The organism is Nonomuraea sp. LP-02 (assembly GCF_036289125.1).
In the GTDB taxonomy this organism is placed as follows: Bacteria; Actinomycetota; Actinomycetes; order Streptosporangiales; family Streptosporangiaceae; genus Nonomuraea; species Nonomuraea bangladeshensis.
This window is the reverse complement of the sequence record NZ_JAXCLK010000001.1, coordinates 5,291,187-5,315,030: the sequence shown is the minus strand read 5'-3', so window position 1 is coordinate 5,315,030 and position 23,844 is coordinate 5,291,187. Positions and strand designations below refer to the sequence as shown.

Sequence of the window (23,844 nt, the reverse complement as noted above, 5' to 3'; positions counted from 1 at the left end):
TACGAATTACTCATGCGAGTAACGTCCGGCGGACACACCTTCACGGGGGCGGCCCGGCGCGCGCAGATCGTGGCCGCCACCATCGACACGATCGCCGAGCTCGGCTACAACCAGGCCAGCTTCGCCAGGATCGCCGCGCGGGCGGGGCTGAGCAGCACGCGGCTGATCTCGTACCACTTCGCGGGCAAGGACGAGCTGATGGCGGCCGTGCTGGCGGACGTGCTGGGGGAGCTGAGCCGGCACATGACCGAGCAGGTGGGCGCGGCCACCGACGCCCGGGGGCGGCTGCGGGCCTACATCACCGGGCTGGTCGGGTTCGTCGCCGGGCATCGGGAGCGGATGAAGGCGGTCATGGAGATCTTCCTGCATCCCCGGGGCGAGCGCGCCTTCTACGGCCCCGAGGAGGACGGCGACACGCTCCGGCACCTGGAGATCATCCTGCGGGACGGGCAGGAACGCGGCGAGTTCCGCCCGTTCGACACCTTCGTCATGGCCGCGGCGATCCAGCGGAGCATCGACGGGCTGCCGTTCCTGCTCCAGACCCGGCCCGAGCTGGACCTGGAGGTCTACGCGCGGGAGCTGGCCACGGCCTTCGACCTGGCGACCCGGGCGCCTGCCGGTCTCACACCATCTCCGCCGTGACGGCCCAGCGCTCATGGTCGCGCCAGGCGCCGTCGATGAACTGGAAGTTCGGCGAATAGCCCTCGCGCTGGAAGCCGGCCCGCTTGGCCACGTTGAGCGAGGCGGTGTTGGCCGGCTGGATGTTGGCCTCCAGCCGGTGCAGCCCCAGCTCCTCGAAGGCGTACGCGACCAGCAGCCGTAGTCCCTCGGTCATGTAGCCGCGGCCGGTCGTCGAGGCGTAGGCGGCGTAGCCCACGGTGCCGGACTGGTGGGTGCCGCGGACGATGTTGTTGACGTTGATCCGGCCGGCGATCGCGCCGGTGTCGAGCCGGCAGATCACGAAGCCCTCGTGCGCGCCGCCGTCGAAACGGCCCAGGTAGCTCTCGAACTCCTCGAGGGTGATGATCGGCGAGCCGGGCAGCCACGCGCCGTGCAGGTCGAGGCTCTCCTTGTTCAGCGCCACGATCTCGGCCGCGTCGTCCATGACGAGGTGACGAAGGCCGACCCGGTCGCCGTACGCGAGGTAGCTCATTCGCCCGATCCTATGCATCCCGCCCGCCCCGCAAAGGGGAACGCCCCTCGCGGATGGTCCGCGAGGGGCGTCGCCGGGTGGTCGGGCAGGTGGTTACCAGTCGCCGCCGCCGAAGTCTCCACCACCGAAGTCGCCTCCGCCGCCGAAGTCGCCTCCGCCACCGAAGTCGCCGAAGCCGCCGAAGTCACCGCCGCCGCCGTCGGCGTAGCCCTCCGCGTAGCCGGCGCCGTAGCCGCCGTGGCCGAAGCCGCCGAGCATGCTGCCCATCATGGTGCCGATGAACATGCCGGTCATGACGTCGCCGAAGCCGCCGTAGTAGCCGGAGGCGTAGGGCTGGTAGGCCGGGCCCGCGTCGTAGTAGGGGCGGCGCTGGCCGTCGACCATGACCTCACGCATCTGCGGGTCGAAGCCGCGCTCCACGGCCTCGGCGTCGGCCCGGCAGGCGGGCACGTCGCGGACGGCGCCGCCGGGCGGGGCCCAGCGCACGTCGCGGACGGACGGGCCGTGCTGCGGGTTGAAGAAGCAGGGGGCGCGCCGCTCGGGCACCGGCTCGTTGTTGACCTTGGCCTTGACCACGGCCAGCGCGTAGCGGCCGTCCTCAAGGGTCTGGGTGACCTCGCGCACCTGGTCGGCGCGCTCCACCGTGGCGAGCTGGGTCTTGGCCTTCTCGTAGGAGTCGAGCGCGGTCTCCCACTCCTGGATGTGCTGACCGCCCTCGCCGGCGAGCTTGACGTCGGTGTCGAGCGTGGTGATCTCCTCGCCCAGCTTGGTGACGTCTTCCTCGACGGTCTGCTTGACCGCGGCGAGGTCCTTGGCGTCCTGGATGGCCTGCTTCTTCTTCTTGTTCCTGGAGTAGAGGAAGTAGCCGCCGCCGCCGACCAGGGCCAGCGTGCCGAGGCCGACCAGCGCGGCGGTGCCGCCGGCGCCGGGGTTGGCCTGGCTGCCCGAGTTGAGCGCGGACTTGTCGCCGGACAGGGCGAGGTCGACGCGGTGGGCGAAGTCCTTGAACCCGTCGACGACGTCGGAGTTGGCGCTGGTGGCGCGGTTGGACAACTGGGCCGCGAGGTTCTGCGGCATGGCGGTGGACGCCACGAACATCGTCATGCCGTCGAGCACCACGACGGTGGCGCTGGGCCGGCCCGCGCTCTTCAGAGCCGAGGTGAGCTGGCTGGTGTAGGACGCGACATTGCTCTGGTCGATCGTGCCGTCGGGCAACGCCACGGCATAGATCTTGCTGTCGGCCCCCTTCAGCGCGTCACTGATCTCGCTCTGCTGGTCGGACGTCAACGAGGAGCCGGACACCGTGTAGAGCGGGTCCTTCTTCCACTGGGACACAACCGACTGGGCATCAGGGGGAGCCGCCGCGTTGGCGGCAGGGGACAGCGCAAGAACGACGAACAGACCGGCGATCAGAGCCGCGATCGCGGCCCCTGCTCGGCGCAGCGAATGGGTCATTGGCAGCAAGCCTCCTTCGCCCATGAGGACGAACGGGCGGTCGGCAAAGTTCCTCACCGTTCACGCTACCGGATCTGTCCGCGCCGCTCGGGCCTCCTGGCGTCAGGCGTCCTTGATCTCGCAGATCACTGCCCCGGAGGTCACCGTCTGCCCGACGGCCGCCGCCAGACCGGTGACGGTGCCGGACTTGTGCGCGGTGAGCGGCTGCTCCATCTTCATGGCCTCCAGCACCACGATCGTGTCGCCCTCGGCCACGGTGTCGCCGTCGGCGGCCACCACCTTGACGATCGTGCCCTGCATCGGGCTGACCAGGGTGTCACCGCCGGCGGCCGGCTTGCGGGTCCCGCCACGCCCGCGTTTCTGGGGCGCTCTGTTCGCCGAGGGCGTAGCGGCGGCGGCGCCGAGCCCGGCCGGCAGGAGGACCTCCAGCCGCTTGCCGCCGACCTCCACGGTCACCCGCTCGCGCGCCGCCTCCTCGCCCGTGGCCACGGCCCCCTGGTACGGCTCGACCGTGTTGTCCCACTCGGTCTCGATCCACCGGGTGTGGACGGAGAACGGCTCCCCGGTGAACGCCGGGTCCGTCACGACGGCCCGGTGGAAGGGCAGCACGGTCGGCATCCCGTCGATCTCGAACTCCGCCAGCGCCCGCCGGGCCCGGTCGAGCGCCTGGCGCCGGTCACGCCCGGTGACGACGAGCTTGGCCACGAGCGAGTCGAACGCCCCCGGCACCGTCATCCCCGCCTCGTAGCCGGCGTCCAGGCGCACGCCCGGACCGGCCGGCGGGCGCATCGAGGTGAGCGTGCCGGGCGCGGGCAGGAAGCCACGCCCGGCGTCCTCGGCGTTGATCCGGAACTCGATGGAGTGGCCGCGCAGCGGCGGGTCGTCGTAGCCCAGCGCCTCGCCGCCCGCGATGCGGAACATCTCGCGGACCAGGTCGACGCCGGCGACCTCCTCGGTGACCGGGTGCTCGACCTGGAGGCGGGTGTTGACCTCCAGGAAGGAGACGGTGCCGTCGTGGCCGACGAGGAACTCGCAGGTGCCCGCGCCGACGTAGCCGGCCTCGCGCAGGATGGCCTTGGAGGAGTCGCGCAGCAGTCTTTCCTGTTCGGCGGTGAGGAACGGGGCCGGGGCCTCCTCCACCAGTTTCTGGTGGCGGCGCTGAAGGGAGCAGTCGCGGGTGGAGACGACGACGACGGTGCCGTGGGCGTCGGCCAGGCACTGCGTCTCGACGTGGCGGGGCCGGTCGAGGTAGCGCTCGACGAAGCACTCGCCGCGCCCGAAGGCCGCCACCGCCTCGCGGACCGCGGACTCGTACAGCTCGGGGATCTCCTCCAGGGTGCGGGCGACCTTCAGGCCGCGTCCGCCGCCGCCGTACGCGGCCTTGATCGCGATCGGCAGGCCGTGCTCCTGGGCGAAGGCGACGACCTCGTCCGCGCCGGACACCGGGTCCTTGGTGCCGGCGACCAGCGGCGCGCCGACCTTCTGGGCGATGTGCCTGGCCTGCACCTTGTCGCCGAGCGCGGCGATGGCGGCGGGTGGCGGGCCGATCCAGGTCAGCCCGGCGTCGATGACCGCCCGCGCGAAGGCGGCGTTCTCCGACAAGAACCCGTAGCCGGGGTGCACGGCGTCCGCGCCGCTGCGGGCGGCCACGTCGAGCAGCTTGGCGATGTCCAGGTAGGTCTCGGCGGGGGACTGCCCGCCCAGCGCGTACGCCTCGTCCGCGACCCTGGCATGCAGGGCGTCGAGGTCCTGGTCGGCGTAGACCGCCACGCTGCCGATCCCGGCGTCCTTGCACGCGCGGGCCACCCGTACGGCGATCTCACCGCGATTGGCGATCAGCACCTTCCGCACCGACGTCCGTCCTTCCCGAAATCGATGGTTCAGCGGCCCAGGTAGGCGCCGCCGTTGACGTGGAGCACCTGCCCGGTGACGTGCCCGGCTCCCTCGCCCGCCAGGAACAGCACGGTATCGGCCACGTCGGAGGGCGTGCCGGGGCGGCCGTTGCGGGTGTTGTCCACCCGGGCCCTGATGCCGTCCTCGGTGAGACGGCCGCGGAAGAACTCGGTGTCGAGGACGAGGCCGGGGGAGACCACGTTGGCCGTGATGCCGCGCGGGCCCAGCTCGGCGGCCAGGTCGGCGGTCCAGGACTCCAGGGCGGCCTTGGCGGCGCCGTACGAGCCGGAGCCGGTGCCGCGGGCGGCGATCGAGCCGATGGAGATCACCCGTCCGCCGTCGCTCAGGCGCGGGGCCAGCGCGGTCGTGACGAGCACCGCGGACATGAGGTTGGCGTTGAGGTTGGCCCACCACGCCTCGGCGACGTCCATGAGGTCGCCGGGCTGCTTGCGGTCGAGGTTGGTGTTGCCGCCGGCGTTGTTGACCAGCACGTCCACGCGCTGCGGCAGCGCGCCGAGCGCTTCCTGGACGGCGACCGGGCTGGCGGCGTTGAAGACCGCGTATTCCGCGCCGATGCGGCCCGCGGCCTCCTTCAGCACGTGCTCGCGGCGGCCGGTGATCGTGACGTGCTCGCCCCGCGAGGCGAACGCCGCGGCGATCGCGTAACCGATGCCGGTGCCGCCGCCCGTCACCACAACTTCGCGCATGACCGGACGAACCTCCGCGTGAAATCCCGAATGTTCCTCGCGTAGACCATAGCCGCTCGGCATAACCGGGACGAAGGCCAGTGGGCCCGCTTAGTGTGATGGCGCTTTCACACGGTCCAGGAGGTATGCATGAGCCAGAGTATGCTCGGCGGCGACCCCGCGGAAATGCAGCAGATGGCCAGCCAGTTCACCCAGCAGTCAGAGGCGGTCCGCACCACGATGACCGCGCTCGACCGCGAGGCGGCCAAGGTCGGCACCGCGTGGACGGGCCCAGGCGCGCAGCGTTTCCAGCAGGCCTGGCAGAACTACCGCACCGCGTTCCAGCGGATGACCGAGGAGCTGCAGGAGGCCTCGCGGGTCATCGGCACCTACCGGCAGAACATCGAGTCCGCCACGAAGTGAGCAACGGAACGAGGCCCTGGCGACCCGCTGGGGCTTCCTTCCGTTGAACCCGGGCGGGCCGGGCGATATACCCTCTTTCGACATGATCGGTCGCGCCCTCCTGGCGAGCCTGCTCGCGCTGCACCTCGCCGCGGCCCCCGCCGCGGCGGGCACCGTGGCGGGCACTGTCGCGGACAACGACTGCAACCCGAAGAAGGGGACCGTCAAGATCCCCGCCACCGAGCCCTGGGCGCAGAAACGGCTCGACATCAAGTCCGCCTGGCAGCTCACCAGGGGCGCGGGCGTGACGGTGGCGGTCGTCGACAGCGGCGCCGACTACCACCCGCAGGTCCAGATCTCCAAGTTCGTGGACGAGACGCACACCGGCTACCGCGACTGCGTCGGCCACGGCACCGCCGTCTCCGGCATCATCGGCGCCCGCTACGTGGCCGGGGTCTCGTTCCACGGCGTCGCGCCGGAGGCCCGGCTGCTCATGTTCAAGCAGAGCAACAAGACCGACGGCGTGCTCACCAACCTGGTCAACGCCATCAACGACGCGGTGGACGCCAAGCCGGACGTCATCAACGTGTCCGTACGCGCCTCCGACAACCCGTCGCTGCGGGCCGCGATCCAGCGGGCGCTGGACAACGACATCGTCGTGGTGGCCGCCGCCGGCAACATCACCAACCAGGACGACGAGGCCGAACCCGCCTACCCGGCGGCCTACGACGGCGTGCTGGCGGTGGGCGCGGCCACGCCGGACGGCCGCCGCGCCGACTCCTCCAACGCCGTCACCCCGGTCGGCGTGCTCGGCCCCGGCACCGACATCACCGCCCCCTGGCCGGGCCGTTCCTTCATGCGCGGGCTGCAGGGCACGAGCTTCGCCTCGCCGTACGTGGCGGGCACCGCCGCCCTGGTCCGGGCCCGTTTCCCCCGGCTCAACCAGGAGCAGGTGCGCCGGCGCATCATCGCCACCGCCGACGGCACCTCCGGCGCCGGCACCGGGACGGGCATGATCAACCCGCTGCTCGCGCTCACCGCCGTCCTGCCGTACGAGGACGCGAACGGCCCCGTGGTGGCAGAGCCGCCGCCCACCGCGCTGCCGGCGAACGCCGTGGCGAAGGTCCCGCCGCGCGACGAGACGGCGATGGGCATCGCGATGGCGGTGGGGGCGGGCGCGCTCATGGCGATCATGGTCGCGGGCGCGCTGGTGCTGCTGGTCCCGCGCGGGCGGCAGCGCGGCTGGCGCCCGGGACGGGCGTCCTAACTGTTACTCCACGGTGTCCCAAAGCGTTACTTGTGGGTGAATTGTCAATTCGCTAGTGAAACCGCTGATGTAAATGTGGCAGATGCGGTTGAATGTCCCTTCAAGATCTATCTTTCACCGAAGGGATGGAGATGCACCCCCTGCGTCCGGGTGATCCCGCGAAGCTGGGCGCGTACGACATCGCAGGACGTCTCACCGATGGGCCGCGCGGCGCGGCCTTTCTCGGCAAGGAGTCCGACGACGCGCCGTTAAGAGTGATCAAGGTGTTGCCTTCGGCTCACGAGGCGGGCAGCGACGATGTCGCTCGGCTCACCGGGGTGCAACGCGTGTCCAGCTCGTACGTGGCCCGCACTCTCGAGTCCGGCCTCCACGAGGGCCGCCCCTTCGTGGTCCGCGAGCACGTCGAGGGCCGCAGCCTGGCCGAGGCCGTGGCCGCGGACGGCCCGCTCGACGCCGACACCCTGGAGCGGGTCGCGGTGGGCGTGCTCACCGCACTGACCGCCGTGCACCTGGCGGGCATCACCCACCGGGGTCTCACCCCGCACAACGTGATCCTCGGCCCGGACGGCCCCCGCGTCACGGACGTCGACCTCGGCGAGCCCGCCGGCGAGATCGGCTACCGCGCGCCGGAGCAGATCAGGGGCCTGGCCTACGGACCGTACGCCGACGTCTTCGCCTGGGCGGCCACCGTCGCCTTCGCCGCGACCGGGCAGGCGCCCTTCGGCCAGGACGAGGAGGCGGTGCTGAACGGCGAGCCCGAGCTGGGCTCCCTCGCCGAGCCGCTGCGCCGGGTCGTGCAGGCCGCGCTGTCCAAGGACACCGGGCAGCGGCCCACCACCTACATGGCGCTGCTGCAGCTCCTCGGCGACAAGCGGAGCGGCGTCGCCCAGAAGCTGGAGTCCGGGCCTGACGTCGTGCTCGACGGCATCCCGCTGCAGGGCGTGGTGATCCCCGGCCTGACCGCTCCCGGCGCGCCGCTGCCCATGGACGGCGTCCCGCCGCAGGGGATGCCCGTCGAGGGCGTGCCCATGCAGGGGCTGCCGGGTCCTGGCGCGCCCGTACCCGGCCTGCCGATGGACGGCGTGCCGCCGCAGCAGACCTGGGGCCCGCCGCCCGTGCCGCCGCAGGGCGGGCTCGCGCCGGCCGGTCCCGAGCCGGTGCAGGGCGTGCCGCTGCCGCCACCGCCGATGTGGGAGCCGCCGCGCGAGCAGCAGCGGCAGGCGCCGGTGCAGGGGCAGACCGTCCCCTCGCGCCCGCCGCGCAAGTTCCCGCTCGGCCTGGCCGCCGCCGTGGGCGCGCTCGCGCTGCTGTCCGGCGTCGGGCTGTGGGGCGCCAACCAGTACGCCGCCACGCAGAAGTTCGAGCCGGTGGCCGCCGCGGGCGACCAGAAGACGCAGGGCCCCGCCGGGGCCGGCGACACCAACGCGAGCACCAACCAGAACGGCCTGCCCCAGCCGAACAACCAGGACCAGACCGGGCAGAACCAGCCCGAAGTCACCGTTCCCTGGGCGAACACGCCGGGCACCGACCAGAACGACGTCGGCCCCATGACGCTGCCCAGCGACTGGACCTCGCAGGCGCCGACGCCGCCCGAGTACAGCACGGTGCCGTCGCCGCTGCCGATCAACACCCAGCCGGTCGCGCAGCCGCCCGTCACCACGCAGCCGGCCGCGCCCCCGACCGCCACGCCCCAGCCCACGGTGACCGTGACGGAGCGGGAGACGCCGACGCCCACGCCGTCGAACTCGAACGTGATCACCATGGGACCGTCGGAGACGCCGACGGCCGGCCCGACGGTCACCGTCACGGCCACGCCGACGCCGACCGTCACCGAGACCCCGACCCCGAGCGCCACCCCCACGGCGGTCCCGTCCGCGACTCCGTCGGCCACCCCGACCCGCCGCGCGCCGTCGGCGACCCCGACCCACAGGCCGACCGTCACCCGCACGCAGACGCCGACCCCCCGGCCGACGCAGCCGACGGTCCGGCCGACCCAGGCGCCGACGCGGACCCCGTCCACCCGCCCGACGGCGGCCCCGACGACCGCGCCTCCGGTGATCAGGAACCCGTACACGCCGACGCAGGTCTGCGGCGGGGGCTTCTACGTGCAGCGCAAGCAGTCGTTCAACACCGGCGAGACCTTCCAGCTCTACAACGCCTCCACCGGTGAGAACTGCGTGGTGACGATGAAGACGTCCGAGGTCGGCAAGGCCACCCCGGTGAGCGTCACCCTGGAGGTCCAGGGCGGCGGCTCCAGGAGCCAGAGCGGCAACTTCGAGTACTACGCCGGGCCGGTCAAGCTGAACGGCAAGGGCAAGTGCGTCCGCTTCTCCGGCAGCGTCGGCTCCTCGGCGACCAGCGCCGGCTGGGCCAACTGCGGCTGACCCCACCTCACGACAACGCGCAGAAACCCCCTCCGGCCGGCGCCGGAGGGGGTTTCTCGTCGTACGGGGGCGGCCCTGTCAGGCGTGAGGGAGGCCGGGCACCAGGGCGTTCCTGGCGGCCTCGGCGGCCTCCTCCGCCCGCACGATCGCCGACGTGATCGCGTCGGCCAGTTGCCGCGCGTCCAGCCGGGCCCGGCTCAGCGGATGGATCCGCAGGTCGAGCAGGACGCCGAGGGCGTCCGTCGTGGCCTCGATCCGGCCCTCGTCGGCGCGGCCGGTGAAGCGGCGCGCGCTCCACTCCGCCACCGCCTCCTCGGCCCGCCGCGCGGTGGCCATCAGCGCCTCCAGCCGGGCCATCGCCTCGTCCATCTCGCCCACCGCTCACCCCTCCCGCATGACGCGCTCGACGTGCGCCGCCAGCGGATCGTCCAGGCCGCCGCCGTCCGGGCCGGACAGGGCGGCCGTCAGCTCCTCCAGGCGCTCGCCGAGGGCGCCCTGGGCGGCGGCCACCGCCTCCTTCACGGCCTCGGCGAGCCGGACGTGGTCCAGCTCCCGCAGCTTCCTCGCATCGAGGTGCAGCCCCAGCAGCCGCCCGGTCCCGGACACCCGGGCCCGGACGGCGCCGCTCGCGTCCGTGCCCTCCATCCGCTCCCCGGACAGCTCGCCCAGCGCGCCGGCGATCCGCGCCGACCAGGCGTTCACCTCGCGCAGCAGGCCGGGGACGTCGCCCTCCCTGCCCTCGGCGAAGGCGTCGATCTGGCTCAAAGGTCGGCCCCCTTCGGCTTCCACATGTCGTCCGTCCGCCGCGGGTCGGCGAGAGTGGGGGAGAGCTGCAGGTCGCGGGCGCCCTTCGCGGGGTCGGCCGAGTTGTAGAAGGCGCCCCTGAGGTCGTTCATCTTCAGCTCCAGCTTGTTCAGGTCGCCCTCGTAGGAGTTGTAGACGTCGGCGAACTGCTTGACCAGGTTGCCGAGCGCGGTGGTGAAGACGCCGACCTGGGTCATCAGGGCGACCCTGGCGACCGGGTGCGCGGTGCTCATGGCGGCGAGGGAGCGCAGGACCGGCGCGGAGGCGGCGTAGAGGCCGAAGACCGACAGGTCGTACTCCAGCACCTCCTTGTACTGGCCGTGCATCGCGCCGCTCATCTCGTCGCCGACCTTGCCGAGCTGGCCGAACAGGCCGTTGACGTTGAACCGCACGTACTGCTGGAGGGTCTCGGCGGCGGTGCCCTTCCAGTTGGGCGAGATCTGGTCGAAGTAGCCGCGCCACAGGTTCGACCTGTTGCCCTCCAGCGCGCCGGACATCTCCTTCCAGGTCTCCCGCCGGTCGTAGAAGAGGAAGGGATTGCCCAGATTGAGGGTGGCCGCCACGTCCATGGCCAGCGCGCCCGCGCCGAGGCCGGACATCGCCATCGCGGCCCGGGTGTTCTGGCGCAGCGGGTTGAGCCCGGTGACCAGGCGCTTGAAGAACCCGGGATCGGTACGGGCGGCCGCCGCGGCGGGCTTCACCTGGACGGTGCCGGAGACGGTGTTGTTCCTGCTCGCCAGGAAGAGCTGCTGGTTGCCCTGGGGCGCGGTGCTCCAGCCGGGCACGATCAGCTTGGGCGGCTGGTTCGGCGGGGTGGTCATCAGGTGGCACTCAATTCTTCGTGTTGGCCTGTTCCGCCTGCCGGTAGTTGCGCGCGGAGAGGGTGACCTTGCCGGCGTCCCTGTGCAGCACGTCGCCCAGGATGCGGGCGCTGTCGCTCCAGGTGTCGGCGATGGTGTTGAACCGGCTGGTGAACATCAGCCCGACGATGGGCACGCCGGCGAGGGGGGCGAGGTTCCAGCCCTCGAAACGCGGGGTGCGCTGCTTGACGAGGTGCACGCCGTCGCCGGAGTCGGTCATGGCGCCGGCGAAGGCGTCGATGGTGCCGGTGCTGGTCTCGTAGCCGGGGAGGTTCGACTTGTCGGCCGCGGGGTCCTGCTTCCCCGGCGGTTTCGCCGAGGGCGAGGCGGACGGGGAGGCGACGGGGCGCAGTGACGGGGGCAGGCAGACCGGGGGCGGGCACGTGGGGGTGTGCTGGCACGGGCTGGTGATCGACACGATGATCTTTGTATCACCGCATTAACGCCGATAAATGGCCATTCGCCCTGTTGGGAGACAATATGCGAATGCCATTCACATTCGCGTAACCTGCTGTTTCCTCAGGACGACTGGTAGCCGCCCTGGCTCTCCAGCGAGGCGATGCCGGGGTGGTCGGCCAGGTTGCCGTACTTGCTGTAGATGGAGAGCACCCCGGCGATGATGTTGTCCACCGGATCCTGGATCTTGTCGTGTCCCGGCAGGTGATGGGCCTCGAACGTGGCCGGGATGGTCTGCATCAGGCCCTGGGGCGCCACGTCGGACTGCGCGCCGCCTCCCCAGTCGCCGATGGCGGTGGGGTCGCCGCCGGACTCGTGGTAGATGATCGCCCAGATGCGCGTGAGGTCCACCGGGTCGGCGGCGCTCAGGTCGCTGATGTCCAGGCCGCGCTCGCGCAGGATGTCCGCCATCTCCGGGGATTCGATGACGGTCAGCGCCTCCTTGATCCAGTCGACGACCTCCTGCTTGGGGGCGGGCATGTCGCCGTAGCCGGGCAGTATCCGGGCGTCGGAGGCCGTCTCGCCGGCGCCGGTGTCGGCACTGGCGTTGGTGCCGGGGGCGTCGGCGGCGGGGTCGGCGGTGGTGCTGGGGTCGGTTGCGCCGGCGCTGGGTTCGACGACGCCGGGCGCGTTGATCTCGGGCTCGGTGGTGCCGGGGTTCGACGTCGTGTCGGGGTCGGTGGCGTTGGGATCCGTGGTGCCGGCGTTCGACGTCGTGTTGGGGTCGGTCGTGTTGGGGCCGGTCGTGTTGGGGTCGGTGGTCGCGTTGGCGTTGGGGTCCGTGGCGTTCTGGTTGCCGGTCGGGTTGCCGGTCGGGTTGCCGTTGGGGTCGGCGGCCGGGCCGGTGTTGGTGGGGTTGGACACCGGGCTGACGACGGGCTGGGTGGACGACGGCTTCGTGGGGTTGTAGCCGGACCTCTTCTGCCAGTCCGGCTCGTGCTCCCCGGGCAGGAAGTCGAGCCCGCCGGGCTGCCTGATGCCCTTGAAGAAGCCGAAGTTCTTCGACCCGAGCTGCTTGCCCAGCTCGTCCTTGGCCGTGGTCAGCGCGTCCTCGGCGTCGCCGACGGCCTTCTTGGCCCTGGCGACCGGGTCGCCGCCGAGCGTGCTCTTGACGTGGGCGTCGATGTCCTCCTGCTTGGCGTTCTTGTGCTTGCCCTTGTAGTCGTTCTCGGCCGCGACGGCGTTCACGTGCAGGGTGTTGACCGTGGTGTGCGCGTCCTCGATCTTGCCCGCGACGGCGTTGAGCGCCGTGGCGCAGGAGGACAGCGCCTCGCGCAGGTCGCTGCCCGCCTTGGGGTAGGCGTCCATGTACTCGGTGAACGCGGTGGCCGAGTCGCCCTTCCAGGCGGCCCCGACCTCCGTGACGTACCTGGACAGGGCGTTGGTCGAGGTGGTCGCATGGCTCCCGGCCACGCGCAGCGCGGCGGCCAGGTCCTTGATCGCCTCCGGGTCGCCGTTCACCTTCTCCAGCAGCGCCGCGAGCTGGGAGACGACGCTCATACCCGGACGACCGTCTCGGCGTCGCGGAACTTGGTGGCGACCTCGCCGAGCGCGCGCTCGACGGTCTTCAGACGGTCGCGGCCCTCCTTGAGCTCGTCCTTGAGCGCCGTCCAGACGGCGTCCACCTGGTCGGCCAGGGCGCCGGCGCCGCCCAGCCGCCCGAACATGCGGGCATCGGTGTCGCCCACCGGCGCCTTCACGCTCGTGTCCAGGAAGGCGTCCTCGAAGTCGAGCATGTTCCGGACCCTGCGCACCTGCCGCCCGCACTCCTCGACCGCCTGCACATGCACGTCGACGTGGGTCATGCCTCTCCTATGTACGCGGTCTGGATCAGGCGCGCCCCCTGCCGGCGGTCGACGTAGTAGCCACGCCCGGTGGGCAGCGGCGTCGGCCGGATGTTGCCGAAGAGGGGGCCCTCCTCGCGGTTGCCGGACATGATCAGCGCGGGGCTGGCCATCTCCTTCATGCGCTGCACGGCCTGGTCGAACATGGCCCTGCTGGCGCCGCCGGCCTGCCGGGCCAGCACCAGGTGCAGGCCGATGTCGCGGGCCTGCGGCAGCAGGTCGGCGAGCGGCGCGAGCGGGTTGCTGGAGGTGGCCACGAGGTCGTAGTCGTCCACCACGATGTACAGGTCCGAGCCCTGCCACCAGCTCCGCGAGCGCAGTTGCTCGGGCGTCAGGTCCGCCGGCGGCAGCCGCTTGAGCAGCGCCGAGCGGGCGTCCTGGATCAGCTCGGCGGCGGCCGTGCTGGAGGCGGCGTAGCCGATGCGGTGGTCGGTCACGGCCGTGTCCAGCAGCGAGCGCCGATAGTCGATCACGATCATCATCGCCTCGCTCGGCGTCTTCCGCGTGACCAGGCCCTCCATGATGAGCCGCAGCACGTTCGACTTGCCGCACTCGTTGTCGCCGAACACGATGAAGTGCGGGTCGTTGTCGAAGTCGAGCGAGACCGGCGCGAGGCTGTCCTCGTCGATGCCGATCGCGATCCGGCCCGGCCCCGTCTGCTCGGGCCCCGGCAGGTCGGCGGCGGGCAGCAGCGAGGGCAGCAGCCGCACCGGCGGCGCCGCAGGACCCTGCCACGACTGACGCACGACGTCCACGAGCGAGCGCACGCCGTCGGAGACGTCCTCGGAGGTGCGCTGGCCGTCCACGCGCGGCAGGGCGGCGAGGAAGTGCATGCCGTCCCTGGTCAGGCCGCGCCCCGGCACGCCGTCCGGCACCGCCAGCGACGCCTTCCTGCTGATCTCCGACTCGTACGCGTCACCGAGCTTGAACTCGATCCTGGTGCCGAACAGGTCCCTGATGCTCGGCCGGAACTCCGACCACTTGTTGGTGGCCGCCACCACGTGGATGCCGTACCCGAGGCCGCGGGCGGCCAGGTCGGTGATGACGGCCTCCAGGTTCTCGAACTCCTGGCGGATGGTCAGCCAGCCGTCCACGACGAGGAACACGTCGCCGAAGCCGTCGCTGTCGGCGCTGCCGTCGGCGACCATCCGGCGGTAGGTGGCGATGGAGTCGATGCCGCGGTCGGCGAAGGCGCGCTCGCGCTGGCGCATGATGGTCACGATCTCGGCCACGGTGCGGCGCACGCGCTCGGCGTCGAGGCGGGTGGCGACGCCGCCCACGTGCGGCAGCCCGCCCAGCGCGGCCAGGCCGCCGCCGCCGAAGTCGAGGCAGTAGAACTGGACCTCGCGGGGGGTGTGGGTGAGCGCCATGCCGGTGATGAGCGTACGCAGCACGTTGCTCTTGCCGCTCTGCGGGCCGCCGGCCACGCCGACGTGCCCGGCCGCGCCGGACAGATCCAGCCAGTACGGATCCCGCCGCTGCTCGAACGGCTTGTCGATGATCCCGACGACGGCGTGCAGCTTGCCCCGGCCCTGCCAGCCGGGCGTGGACAGGCCGAGCTCCGGCGTGACCGACAGCGGCGGCAGCAGGTGCGCCAGCGTGGGCGGCTCGCCGAGCGGCGGCAGCCAGATGCGGTGGGCCGCCGGTCCGTGCCCGGCCAGGCGCTGCACCACGACGTCGAGCAGGCTGGCCTGCGGGCCGCGCTCGTCCACCTCGGTGGACGGGGCCTCCTCGACGGGCTGCGGCACGACGGGGAGCGGCACGTAGCCGGAGCCGTACTCGACGACCTGGCGCAGGATCGTGTTGCCGTCGCTGGAGCCGGGCCGGCGGCTGTCCGACTGGTGGGAGCCGGAGACGTACGCGGCCTTGAACCTGGTCATGCCCGTGGTGTCGAACTTGAGGTAGCCGTTGCCCGGCGCGGAGGGCAGCTCGTACGCGTCGGCGACGCCGAGCACGACCCGGCTCTCCATCGCCGAGAAGGTCCGCAGGCCGATCCGGTAGGAGAGGTGCGTGTCCAGGCCGCGCAGCCGCCCCTCCTCCAGGCGCTGCGAGGCCAGCAGCAGGTGCACGCCCAGCGAGCGGCCGAGCCGGCCGATCATCACGAACAGCTCGATGAACTCCGGCTTGGCCGACAGCAGCTCGCTGAACTCGTCCAGCACCACGAAGAGGGTGGGCAGCGGCGCCAGCTCGGCTCCCTGTTCGCGAGCCCGCTCGTAGTCGCGGAGCGAGGCGTAGTTGCCGGCCGCGCGCAGCAGCTCCTGGCGGCGCACCATCTCGCCGTGCAGGGCGTCGTACATGCGGTCCACCAGCGGGAGCTCGTCCTCCAGGTTGGTGATGACCGCCGAGACGTGGGAGAGCGACTCCAGCCCGAGGAAGGTCGCGCCGCCCTTGAAGTCCACCAGGACGAAGTTGAGTATCTCCGAGGAGTGCGTGACCGCGAGCCCCAGCACGAGCGTGCGCAGCAGCTCCGACTTGCCGGAGCCGGTGGCTCCGATCACCAGCCCGTGCGGGCCCATGCCGCCCTGCGCGGACTCCTTGATGTCCAGCTCCACGACCCGGCCGTCGGCGCCGAGCCCGATGGGGACGCGCAGCCGGTTGCGGCCCGCACGCGGACGCCAGACGATCGCCGGGTCCACGAGGGACGGGTCGCCGACGCCCAGCAGGTCGGTCAGCGTGGTGTTGGCCGCCAGCACGTCCTCGACCTCGCCGCCGCCGGAGCCGATCGAGGTGCGGAGCGGCGCGAGCTGCCTGGCCAGGCCCTCGGCCCGCAGGAAGTCGAGCCGGTCGGGGTCGCCGAGCCGGGTGCGGTGCTCCTTGCCCGCGTGGTCGATCTTGACCATGTGGAAGCCGTCGGCGTGGACGTCCAGCCGCAGCGTGCTGCTCTCCTCCACCTCGCCGGTCGAGCCGGACAGGTCGATCACGGTCACGCCCTGGATGGCGTCGCTGCCGAGCTGGGAGTCCTGCGGCACGTGCCCGTTGTCCACGATCAGCACGTGGTACGGCAGCGTGTCGGCCGCCGCGCCGGGCCGGAACCGGGCGCGTTCCCTGAGCTCGTCGCCGACCAGCCGGTCCAGCTCGCTCAGGTTCTCCGTCATCAGCCGCACCTGGCCGGCGGCGTCCATCTCCTCCGGGTGCAGCGCGTGGGGCAGCCACTTGACCCACTCCCAGTACGGCATCCACTCCGCGCCGGCGCACACCATGATCCGCAGGTCGTCCGGCGCGTGGAACACGGTGAGCTGCGAGATCATGGCCCGCACCAGGTCGCGTACGGTCTCGGGATCGCCGGTCATCCGGATCCTGGCGAACGAGCCCAGCGCCACCGCGACCGGCAGCCCGGCGACCGTGGAGTGCGCCCTGATGAAACGGCGCAGCGCGCCGGCCGACAGCGCGTCCAGGTCCTCGATGGGCTTGGAGTCCGGGGGGATGAGCTGGATGGCGAGCTTCTGTACGCCGGTGCCGAGGCGTACGGTGGCGAAGTCGTCGTCCCGTGGCCGCCGCTCCCAGAGGCGGGGGCTCATGGCGATCCACCACAGGGCGTCCGGCTCGGGGCCGCTCCACTCCAGGGCCTCGCGCTGCTGCCTGGCCGCGCGCCTGGTCCGCTTGCGCACCTGGCCCAGATAGCGGAAATAGTCGCGTCGGGCGCCGTTCAGCCGATACTTGCGCTCGCCCGCCTGGCGGCCGATCTGGCCGATGCTCATGCCGACCATGGACAGCGCGAACAGGCCGCTGGCGACGTACATGATCGGGTTGGCGTTGCCGTAGGCGGTGAACATGAGGGCCATCGCCGCCGCGCCCGCCACCATGGGGAGGTAGGTGAGAACGGCGGTGAAACCCTGCGGCTGGACCTCGGGAATCTCCGGCGGAGATTCGAGCAGGACTTCGCCGCGCGGGGGTTTGGGGCCGGGGCGGCGTTCAGGGCGACGTACGACGACGATGCTCATCGAGACGTTCTTATCAGAAGAGACCCGATATGTTCTCTGTTGTCCGTGACCATTGGTGGGGACGGAGTTGAGAGTGGGACAGATCGTTCAGGGGCCTCCGCCCGGTCCACCGCCCCCGGTTCAGGGGCCGCCACCCGGCTACGGCGGCGGGCCGCCCGCATTCCCGCCAGGCCCGCCCGGTCCGCCGGGACCACCGGGGCCACCGGGGCCTTTGGGACCGCCGGGACCGCCGGGACCTTTGGGGCCTCCGGGGCCGCCCCATGGGCCCTTCCCGCAGGGCGCGCTGGCCCAGGTGCCGGTGCCGCTGCCCGCGCAGTGCCACATCACGATCGTCGGCCCGCGCCGCAAGGCCGACCTGGCGCTGCCCGCCGACATCCCGCTGCCGAACGTGCTGCCGGGTCTGCTGCGCGCGCTGGGCGAGGTGGGCGGCGAGGCCGCGGCCGCGCCGGGCTGGACCCTGCAGCGGCTCGGGGGCCAGCCGCTCGACCTGGGGCAGAGCCTCGGCTCGCTCGGCGTGCTCGACGGCGAGATCCTCTATCTGCGGCCGCGCGAGGCGATCCTGCCGCCCGCCCTGTACGACGACGTCGCCGACGTGGTCGCGAGCGGCGTGCGCGAGGGCCGCGGCGCGTGGAGCGCCAAGCACACCAGGGCCATGGGCGCGAGCGGCGCCGCCGCCCTGCTCGCGCTGGGCTCGATCGGCCTGACGGTGTCCGGCATGCCGGCGCTGACCGTCACGATCGTCGCGGGGCTGCTGGCGCTGCTGCTGGTCGTGACCGGCACGCTGCTGTCCCGCGCGGTCGGCGACTCGCTCGCCGGCGCGCTGGTCGGGCACGCGGCGCTGCCGTACGGATTCGTCGCGGGCCTGTTCGCGCCCGGCACCGCCGCCGGCTTCGGCGCGCCCCACTTCCTCGCCGCGCTGGCGACCACCGCGCTGGTGGCCGGGATCGCCGGCGCGCTCATCTCCGACGGCGTGCCCGGCTTCCTCGGCGCGGCCGGCTCGGCGACCGTGGGCGGCATCTGCGCGGCCGTGATCATGGTGTGGTCGCCGCCGCCCGCGGGCGTGGCCGCCCTGGCCATCGCCCTGCTGCTGGCGCTCAGCCCGCTGGTGCCCACGCTGTCGTTCCGGCTGGCCAAGGTGCCGCTGCCGGCGATGCCGACCACCGCAGAGGAGCTCCGCAACGACAACCAGCGCCTGGACGCCGGCGCGATCCAGGAGCGCACCAGGGTCGCGCAGGGCTACGCCACCGGCATGATCGCGATGGTCAGCATCTGCGCGCTGGTGACGCTGGTGCTGCTGGTGCTGACCGACGGCTGGGTGGCCGACGTCATGACGGTCTCGCTGTCGCTCACGCTGATCATGCGGGCCCGGGTGTTCCGCGGGCGCGGCCAGCGCCTGTGGCTGATCGGGGTCGGGCTGACCGGGTTCGCCGTGCTGGCGGTCTCGCTGTTCGGCCAGGGCGGGATCGTGGGCTCGCTGGCCGTGGCCATCGGGATCCTGTGGCTGGCGCTGATGACCGTCGGCATCGGAATGTGGCTGGCGACGGGCAAGCCGTCGCCGTTCTGGGGCCGCGCGGCCGACATCTTGGACATCGCGCTGATCGTCCAGCTCTTCCCGCTCGCGCTCGGCGTCCTTGAGGTCTACACGTGGGTACGCGGGCTGTCCGGCTGAGGAGGTAGGTATGCAGGAGTTCGGGGACTTCGCCAAGATCGACGTCGACAAGCTGATGAGGGGGATCGACGACCAGCTCGGCCGCCTGGAGAAGTTCCAGGAGAGCGTGGGCGAGTGCGTGGGCCGCGCCGAGGACGAGAACGGCTTCGTCACGGTCGAGTACGGCCAGGACGGCGTCCAGCTGCTGGAGCTGCACCCGAAGGCCATGCGGCTGTCCTCGGGCGAGCTGGCCGAGCTGATCAAGACCACGCTGGCCGAGGCCACCGCCGACTACCAGCGCGCGTTCGCCGCCATGATGACCGACGTTCTCGGCCAGGACGTCGACCTGGCGAAGAGCCCGGAGGCCATGCTGGACGACGTCAAGCAGGCGGAGGAGATCTACGACCGGGCGTTCACCGACGTGATGGGCGAGCTCGACCGCATCCGGCGGCGGCTGGATCTCTGACGCCCGTCACCCACAGAGATCTTTTCCCGAAAGTCAGGGCATATTACGGCATCTACCAGCGAATTCACCAGAAGGCCGCCTTCGTGCGATCAATCCGTTATTTGATATTTCTGGGATCTGGGGGGCAGATGGTGACTAACATGCCACTTGATGTTGTCTGCGGTGGTAGGCCGTCCTCACGGGGGAGACCGCTCGCCGCGACTGACGAAGCAGGACGACCTTTGGAGGTCCAGTGTCTCTGTACGGGGCCAGCCCGACTCAGCTGACGACGGCGGCGGGCTATTGCCAGGACACCGCGCAGTACATCGAGGGCATGCGCCAGAGAGTGGTGGAGATCAAGGATGGTCTCAAGTGGCAGGGTGGCGCCTACAACAAGTTCAGCGAGGCCATGAACCAGTGGGACGCCGAGTTCAAGGGCGTCATCGCGATCCTCGAAGGCATCTACGACAAGCTGAACATCGGCGCCGGCGTCTACCGTAACGCCGCCGACCAGAACATGGACGTAGTCAGTGGCTTCGCCTCCGCCGGTGCCGGCGGTCGCATCGACTCTCTCATCAACGCCAACCACGGGAGCTGACCCTGATGTCCGTCCAGCCTGACGACTACACCTACGTCAACTTCCCCTCACTCGAAGCGGCCTACGAGGAGCTCAAGAAGATCGTCACAGAGCTCGACCGAGCCACCGACGACCTCTACGCCGATATCAAGAAGACCCTCGGCGCGGCGTGGGAAGGCCAGGCCGAGGGCTTCTTCGACCAGAAGCGCGCGGAGTGGAACGAGCACGAGAAGAGGATGGGCGCGCAGCTGTTCAAGGCCGCCGCCGCCGTCGAAGTCGCCAAGGGCAACTACCAGGCCGCTGAGCAGCGCAACATCAGCATCTGGATGGACTAGCGCGGCTCGTTCTTCTCCTTCTCGGCCATCGCCCGGCCTGCGGCGCGGTGGCCGAGAGCTCTGTCGTTTGAGGGTGAGGCATGACGCAGAAAGACGCGATGGAGGGCGGTCCCGACCCTCTGGCCGTCGACAAGAGTCTCTTCGACGGCGATGGGGACACGCGGGAGAACTCCCCGCAGGCCATCCGGGCGGTCGCGCAGGAGCTGAGGATCGCCTTCGACGCCATGCTGGGCAACGGTGGGCGGCCGAACGGCAACATCAACCAGATGTCCACCGGCAACGAGCTCGGCGCGGCCCAGATCGGGCAGTGGAACGACGCCCTGGCCCTCGCGGACACCGTCGGGTCCAACAACGCGGGCGCGAAGTTCGCCGAGGTCTACCAGAAGTTCATCGACGCGTACCAGAGCGTGGTCGAGGCCGTCGAGCTCAGCGCCGAGAACCTCGACCGCGCCCGTAAGGGGAACGAGGGTGACGCCTGATGAGTAAGCGGGAGGTCGTCGTCATCCTCTCCTTCGAGAGGATGCCGCAGGGCGAGAAGCCCAGCCAGACCGGCGAGCAGATCAAACAGCTCCTCGGCAACACCGACCCGGGCACGATCACGGGCGCGGGGCAGACGTACATGAACGCCTCCACCAAGGTCGACGCGGCGGTCAGCTCCCTGGAGGAGCACGCCGCCAAGATCGCCGCGGTCTGGAAGGGCCCGGACGCGGCCAAGGCCCGCCACGCGCTGGAGATGCTGCACGCCTCGGGCCGGGAGCTGTCGACCAAGCTCAGCCTCATGGGCGGGGCCCTGCAGAACTACGCCGAACGCCTCACGGAGACCAAGAGCAAGGTCAACGAGCCGGTGCTCACGGACCGGGTCAGCAAGACCGCCCTGGAGGTGGAGCGGGCCGAGACGTTGCAGGCCCAGAAGGCGCTGCACGAGCTCAACCAGGAGATCGTCAACCTCTACAACATCCAGGTGCCGCACGACGTCTCGTACGAGCTGCCCACCGTGACGCTCCAGTCGCCGATCGATCCTCAGACCGTGAACTACCCGACCGGATCGGGGTCGAACGGCCCCACCCTTGGGTCCGGCAACGGCGGCTCCAACGGCTCGGGCTCCTTCGGCTCCGGCTCCGGCTCCACGGGCACGAACCCCGGCAGCACCGACCCGAACGGCACCAACCCCAACGGCACCAATCCGAACGGCTCGAACCCCAACGGCTCCGACCCGAACGGCTCGAACCCGAACGGTACGGACCCCAACGGCTCCAACCCGAACGGCACCGACCCCAACGGCACCAACCCGGGCGGGACCCAGAACCCCGGTACGAACCCCGGGACCAACCCCGGCACGAACCCCGGCGACGGCACCGTCCCCCCGGTCATCGGCAACGAGGACCGCACGACCACCGACGGCAGCTCGGGGACGGACCCGCGCCGCACCGACGTGGCCAGCTTCCAGCCGCAGGCGACCCCCACGCTGAACCCGTCCACCTTCACCCCGTCCACCCTCACGCCGTCGTTCACCGGCACCACGCCCGGGACCTTCACCACGATCACCCCGCCGCCGAGCATCGGCTACACGCCGGGCGGCATCACGCCGGGCGGCGTCCCCTCCGTGATCGGCTCGCCGGGCCTCATCGCCGGGCAGTCGCCCGCGGCGGCGGCGGCCGGTCTGCGCGGCGCGAACGGGGCCGCGGGCGGAATGCCGCTCATGCCGCTCACGGGAGGTGGCGGCAGCGGAGGCGGGGGAAGCGACCTGGAGCGGAGCACGTTCCTGTCCGAGGACCCGAACTGCTGGACGACGGCGCATGACACCACGGACCCCGTGATCGGATGAGCTACCCCCCAATCCCGGGCATGCCGGGCCTCACCCCCGACGGCAAGCCGTCGTCGGGCATCTCCTTCACGAAGGACGAGCTGGCCAAGGCCGGCGGGAAGATCGGCGATCAGACCCAGCTCATCGGCCAGGTGAACCAGCGGTCCGACCAGCTGCCCGTGCCCTGGCCGCACTTCGGCGTGCTCGGCTGGGGCGTGCAGAACGTGCACGAGAAGGCCATCCAGAGCCAGCGCGAGGCGCTGGCCAGGGCCAAGGAGGCGCTGGAGAGCTGGGATCCCGCACTGCGCGCGGCCGACAAGAACTACACCAAGGCCGACGACTCCAGCGGCGATCCCAACAACCTGCCGAAGACGACCCTCCCGGGCGGGGGTCTCCCGGGTGGGGGTCTCCCGAACACCAAGCTGCCGAAAACAGACCTCCCGAACACCGATCTCCCCAAAACGAACCTCCCGAACACGGACCTCCCGAAGACGAACCTGCCTAACACCGACCTGCCGAACACGGACCTCCCCAACACCGACGTCCCTGGCGGCAACCTGCCGAACCCGAACCTCCCCGGCACCGACCTGCCGAACGCCAACCTGCCCGGCACGAACACGCCCGGCGCGAACCTCCCCGGCACCGACCTGCCGAAGACGGACCTGCCGGGCATGGACCCGATCAGCACCCGCGTCCCCGACCTCGACGCCGCGCTGAACCCGAACAAGACCGACCTGTCGTCGTTCCAGCCCACGGCCACGCCCACGCCGCAGGTGCCCACGTTCGACCCCAACTCCAACGCGCTCGGCACCCGGACGAACGTCCCCGGCTCCCTCGGCCTGCCCAGCACCGGCACGGTTCCGAGCACCGGCGTCGGCCTCGGCGGGGGTGGCCTCGTGCCCGGCAGCGCGGCCGCCGCCGGAATGCGCGGCGCCGCGGCAGGCATGTCCGGCATGCCCATGATGCCGATGATGCCGATGAGCGGCGCAGGCAACGCGAACCAGGAACGCGACCGCGACAAGACCGTCGGCCTCGGCGAGGACGAGGGCGTCTGGGGCGGGGACGAGGACATCGCGCCACCGGTGCTCGGTCAGGAGGACGATCTGTTGTGAGCATCTACAAAGAGATGTCCATGGCCGCCGCCGGCACTGCCTTGGCTTCGGCGTTCTTCATCGGCCAGCCCTGGGCCTTCTACCTCGCCAGCGCCCTCGGCACCCTGATCTCGGACCCCGAAGGCATGGACAACGCGGCAAAGAACTGGCGCACGTCCGACCACAACGGTGACGTCGAGGAACTGGACAAACTGGACACCGAGCTCACCAAACTGAAGACCCAGCTCCAGGACGACGGCACGTGGGAGGGCGAAGCGTTCAAGTCCTTCGAGACCGTGCACACGAGCTACAAGAACTCGCTCAAGCAGCTCAAGGAGGTCCGCAACGCCACGGGCGACGGCGTCAGCTCGACGGCGGGCTTCTACAAAAAGTGCACATACGTCTGCTGGCTGGTCGCCGCCGGGATGGCCGGGCTCGCCATCTACATGGTGGCCTCGAAGGCCAGCCCGCTCACCGCCGCCTTCTCCCAGGGCGTGGCCGCCGCGTTCGGCAAGATCACCCTCACCGCGATCAAGAAGGTCCTCGGCAAGCAGATCATGGTGGCCGGTGGTCTCACCTTCGCCCTGTACTCGGCCGTCCAGGCGAGCGAGATGGCCGGCAAGGTCTTCCCCACGCTCAAGGCCATCCCGACCGAGATGTCCACCATGCAGAACGGCGGAGGGTCGCCGTTCACCCAGGACGGGCTGCAGTACAACGAGGACGCCGGCTCGCTGATGCCGAAGATGGACGAGGCCACGGCCAAGAAGTACGGCGGTGGCCTCCAGGCCTAGCGTCACCG

General features: G+C 71.2%; 23 protein-coding genes. 12 read left to right on the top strand and 11 right to left on the bottom strand.

What is annotated here, in order from left to right; all coding sequences use genetic code 11:
* The first annotated feature begins 12 nt into the window (after nucleotides 1-12).
* Nucleotides 13-642, top strand: coding sequence for a TetR/AcrR family transcriptional regulator (locus SMD20_RS24590; protein WP_329585018.1), 630 nt, complete (start codon nucleotides 13-15; stop codon nucleotides 640-642).
* Here the strand turns inward: SMD20_RS24590 and SMD20_RS24585 are convergent.
* From SMD20_RS24585 to SMD20_RS24570, 4 genes are all read right to left on the bottom strand, one after another.
* Nucleotides 623-1,153, bottom strand: coding sequence for a GNAT family N-acetyltransferase (locus tag SMD20_RS24585; RefSeq protein ID WP_329585015.1), 531 nt, complete (start codon nucleotides 1,151-1,153; stop codon nucleotides 623-625). The two genes, SMD20_RS24590 and SMD20_RS24585, sit on opposite strands and share 20 nt — an antisense overlap.
* A 93-nt stretch (nucleotides 1,154-1,246) precedes the next feature.
* Nucleotides 1,247-2,608: a hypothetical protein gene (locus SMD20_RS24580; RefSeq protein WP_329585010.1), complete on the bottom strand. Its 1,362-nt coding sequence runs from the start codon at nucleotides 2,606-2,608 to the stop codon at nucleotides 1,247-1,249.
* Nucleotides 2,609-2,710: 102 nt separating this feature from the next.
* Nucleotides 2,711-4,459 (bottom strand): acetyl/propionyl/methylcrotonyl-CoA carboxylase subunit alpha, encoded by a 1,749-nt coding sequence (locus SMD20_RS24575; protein WP_329585007.1) that lies wholly within the window; start codon nucleotides 4,457-4,459, stop codon nucleotides 2,711-2,713.
* A 29-nt stretch (nucleotides 4,460-4,488) separates the two neighbouring features.
* The gene (locus tag SMD20_RS24570; RefSeq protein ID WP_329585003.1) at nucleotides 4,489-5,208 is read right to left on the bottom strand and encodes an SDR family NAD(P)-dependent oxidoreductase; all 720 of its coding nucleotides are present in this window, start codon (nucleotides 5,206-5,208) and stop codon (nucleotides 4,489-4,491) included.
* A 129-nt stretch (nucleotides 5,209-5,337) separates the two neighbouring features.
* Here SMD20_RS24570 and SMD20_RS24565 point away from each other — a divergent pair, with 129 nt between their 5' ends.
* From SMD20_RS24565 to SMD20_RS24555, 3 genes are all read left to right on the top strand, one after another.
* Entirely contained in the window at nucleotides 5,338-5,610 is a 273-nt protein-coding gene (locus tag SMD20_RS24565) for a WXG100 family type VII secretion target (RefSeq protein WP_026214895.1), read from the top strand.
* Between the two features lie 82 nt (nucleotides 5,611-5,692).
* The gene (locus SMD20_RS24560) at nucleotides 5,693-6,856 is read left to right on the top strand and encodes a S8 family serine peptidase (protein ID WP_329585000.1); all 1,164 of its coding nucleotides are present in this window, start codon (nucleotides 5,693-5,695) and stop codon (nucleotides 6,854-6,856) included.
* 131 nt (nucleotides 6,857-6,987) lie between these two features.
* Nucleotides 6,988-9,240, top strand: a complete 2,253-nt coding sequence (locus SMD20_RS24555; RefSeq protein ID WP_329584996.1) for a serine/threonine protein kinase — start codon at nucleotides 6,988-6,990, stop codon at nucleotides 9,238-9,240.
* A 78-nt stretch (nucleotides 9,241-9,318) separates the two neighbouring features.
* Here SMD20_RS24555 and SMD20_RS24550 read toward each other — a convergent pair whose 3' ends face one another.
* The 7 genes from SMD20_RS24550 to eccCa form a co-directional block, all read right to left on the bottom strand.
* Complete coding sequence (locus SMD20_RS24550; protein WP_329592657.1) at nucleotides 9,319-9,609, bottom strand: YbaB/EbfC family nucleoid-associated protein; 291 nt, start codon at nucleotides 9,607-9,609, stop codon at nucleotides 9,319-9,321.
* 12 nt (nucleotides 9,610-9,621) lie between these two features.
* Nucleotides 9,622-10,005 (bottom strand): YbaB/EbfC family nucleoid-associated protein, encoded by a 384-nt coding sequence (locus SMD20_RS24545; protein WP_329584993.1) that lies wholly within the window; start codon nucleotides 10,003-10,005, stop codon nucleotides 9,622-9,624.
* Entirely contained in the window at nucleotides 10,002-10,865 is an 864-nt protein-coding gene (locus SMD20_RS24540) for a hypothetical protein (protein ID WP_329584990.1), read from the bottom strand. The genes SMD20_RS24545 and SMD20_RS24540 overlap by 4 nt, the downstream gene beginning before the upstream one ends.
* A gap of 10 nt (nucleotides 10,866-10,875) precedes the next feature.
* On the bottom strand, nucleotides 10,876-11,322 hold the full coding sequence (locus SMD20_RS24535; protein WP_329584987.1) for a hypothetical protein: 447 nt from the start codon (nucleotides 11,320-11,322) through the stop codon (nucleotides 10,876-10,878).
* Between the two features lie 101 nt (nucleotides 11,323-11,423).
* Nucleotides 11,424-12,860 carry a transglycosylase SLT domain-containing protein gene (locus SMD20_RS24530; RefSeq protein ID WP_329584984.1) on the bottom strand — a complete coding sequence of 479 codons (1,437 nt, stop codon included), beginning with the start codon at nucleotides 12,858-12,860 and terminating at the stop codon, nucleotides 11,424-11,426.
* Nucleotides 12,857-13,165 carry a hypothetical protein gene (locus tag SMD20_RS24525; RefSeq protein ID WP_329584982.1) on the bottom strand — a complete coding sequence of 103 codons (309 nt, stop codon included), beginning with the start codon at nucleotides 13,163-13,165 and terminating at the stop codon, nucleotides 12,857-12,859. Before SMD20_RS24525 ends, SMD20_RS24530 begins: the two co-directional genes overlap by 4 nt.
* Nucleotides 13,162-17,145 (bottom strand): type VII secretion protein EccCa, encoded by a 3,984-nt coding sequence (gene eccCa / locus SMD20_RS24520; RefSeq protein WP_329584980.1) that lies wholly within the window; start codon nucleotides 17,143-17,145, stop codon nucleotides 13,162-13,164. Before eccCa ends, SMD20_RS24525 begins: the two co-directional genes overlap by 4 nt.
* 292 nt (nucleotides 17,146-17,437) lie before the next feature.
* On the opposite strand from eccCa, the gene eccD reads away from it, so the two are divergent.
* The 8 genes from eccD to SMD20_RS24480 all read left to right on the top strand — a co-directional run bounded on the left by eccD (nucleotide 17,438) and on the right by SMD20_RS24480 (nucleotide 23,836).
* Nucleotides 17,438-18,814: a type VII secretion integral membrane protein EccD gene (eccD, locus tag SMD20_RS24515; RefSeq protein ID WP_329584977.1), complete on the top strand. Its 1,377-nt coding sequence runs from the start codon at nucleotides 17,438-17,440 to the stop codon at nucleotides 18,812-18,814.
* Between the two features lie 10 nt (nucleotides 18,815-18,824).
* Nucleotides 18,825-19,259 (top strand): YbaB/EbfC family DNA-binding protein, encoded by a 435-nt coding sequence (locus tag SMD20_RS24510; protein WP_329584974.1) that lies wholly within the window; start codon nucleotides 18,825-18,827, stop codon nucleotides 19,257-19,259.
* Nucleotides 19,260-19,491: 232 nt separating this feature from the next.
* Nucleotides 19,492-19,836, top strand: coding sequence for a WXG100 family type VII secretion target (locus SMD20_RS24505; protein ID WP_329584972.1), 345 nt, complete (start codon nucleotides 19,492-19,494; stop codon nucleotides 19,834-19,836).
* A 5-nt stretch (nucleotides 19,837-19,841) separates the two neighbouring features.
* A complete protein-coding gene (locus tag SMD20_RS24500; RefSeq protein WP_329584969.1) occupies nucleotides 19,842-20,150 on the top strand; it encodes a WXG100 family type VII secretion target in 309 nt (102 codons plus the stop codon).
* Nucleotides 20,151-20,230: 80 nt separating this feature from the next.
* Nucleotides 20,231-20,629: a hypothetical protein gene (locus tag SMD20_RS24495; RefSeq protein WP_329584966.1), complete on the top strand. Its 399-nt coding sequence runs from the start codon at nucleotides 20,231-20,233 to the stop codon at nucleotides 20,627-20,629.
* Nucleotides 20,629-21,975 (top strand): WXG100-like domain-containing protein, encoded by a 1,347-nt coding sequence (locus SMD20_RS24490; RefSeq protein ID WP_329584964.1) that lies wholly within the window; start codon nucleotides 20,629-20,631, stop codon nucleotides 21,973-21,975. The genes SMD20_RS24495 and SMD20_RS24490 overlap by 1 nt, the downstream gene beginning before the upstream one ends.
* Nucleotides 21,972-23,066 carry a pentapeptide repeat-containing protein gene (locus SMD20_RS24485; RefSeq protein WP_329584961.1) on the top strand — a complete coding sequence of 365 codons (1,095 nt, stop codon included), beginning with the start codon at nucleotides 21,972-21,974 and terminating at the stop codon, nucleotides 23,064-23,066. Before SMD20_RS24490 ends, SMD20_RS24485 begins: the two co-directional genes overlap by 4 nt.
* Nucleotides 23,063-23,836, top strand: coding sequence for a WXG100 family type VII secretion target (locus tag SMD20_RS24480; RefSeq protein WP_329584959.1), 774 nt, complete (start codon nucleotides 23,063-23,065; stop codon nucleotides 23,834-23,836). Before SMD20_RS24485 ends, SMD20_RS24480 begins: the two co-directional genes overlap by 4 nt.
* Nucleotides 23,837-23,844: the final 8 nt, after the last annotated feature.

Coding starts and splice junctions, on each gene's coding strand:
- SMD20_RS24590 (WP_329585018.1), top strand. CDS start 13: ATGCGAGTAACGTCCGGCGGACACACCTTCACGGGGGCGGCCCGGCGC.
- SMD20_RS24585 (WP_329585015.1), bottom strand. CDS start 1,153: ATGAGCTACCTCGCGTACGGCGACCGGGTCGGCCTTCGTCACCTCGTC.
- SMD20_RS24580 (WP_329585010.1), bottom strand. CDS start 2,608: ATGACCCATTCGCTGCGCCGAGCAGGGGCCGCGATCGCGGCTCTGATC.
- SMD20_RS24570 (WP_329585003.1), bottom strand. CDS start 5,208: ATGCGCGAAGTTGTGGTGACGGGCGGCGGCACCGGCATCGGTTACGCG.
- SMD20_RS24565 (WP_026214895.1), top strand. CDS start 5,338: ATGAGCCAGAGTATGCTCGGCGGCGACCCCGCGGAAATGCAGCAGATG.
- SMD20_RS24560 (WP_329585000.1), top strand. CDS start 5,693: ATGATCGGTCGCGCCCTCCTGGCGAGCCTGCTCGCGCTGCACCTCGCC.
- SMD20_RS24555 (WP_329584996.1), top strand. CDS start 6,988: ATGCACCCCCTGCGTCCGGGTGATCCCGCGAAGCTGGGCGCGTACGAC.
- SMD20_RS24550 (WP_329592657.1), bottom strand. CDS start 9,609: ATGGACGAGGCGATGGCCCGGCTGGAGGCGCTGATGGCCACCGCGCGG.
- SMD20_RS24540 (WP_329584990.1), bottom strand. CDS start 10,865: ATGACCACCCCGCCGAACCAGCCGCCCAAGCTGATCGTGCCCGGCTGG.
- SMD20_RS24530 (WP_329584984.1), bottom strand. CDS start 12,860: ATGAGCGTCGTCTCCCAGCTCGCGGCGCTGCTGGAGAAGGTGAACGGC.
- SMD20_RS24525 (WP_329584982.1), bottom strand. CDS start 13,165: ATGACCCACGTCGACGTGCATGTGCAGGCGGTCGAGGAGTGCGGGCGG.
- eccCa (WP_329584980.1), bottom strand. CDS start 17,145: ATGAGCATCGTCGTCGTACGTCGCCCTGAACGCCGCCCCGGCCCCAAA.
- SMD20_RS24510 (WP_329584974.1), top strand. CDS start 18,825: ATGCAGGAGTTCGGGGACTTCGCCAAGATCGACGTCGACAAGCTGATG.
- SMD20_RS24500 (WP_329584969.1), top strand. CDS start 19,842: ATGTCCGTCCAGCCTGACGACTACACCTACGTCAACTTCCCCTCACTC.
- SMD20_RS24495 (WP_329584966.1), top strand. CDS start 20,231: ATGACGCAGAAAGACGCGATGGAGGGCGGTCCCGACCCTCTGGCCGTC.
- SMD20_RS24490 (WP_329584964.1), top strand. CDS start 20,629: ATGAGTAAGCGGGAGGTCGTCGTCATCCTCTCCTTCGAGAGGATGCCG.
- SMD20_RS24485 (WP_329584961.1), top strand. CDS start 21,972: ATGAGCTACCCCCCAATCCCGGGCATGCCGGGCCTCACCCCCGACGGC.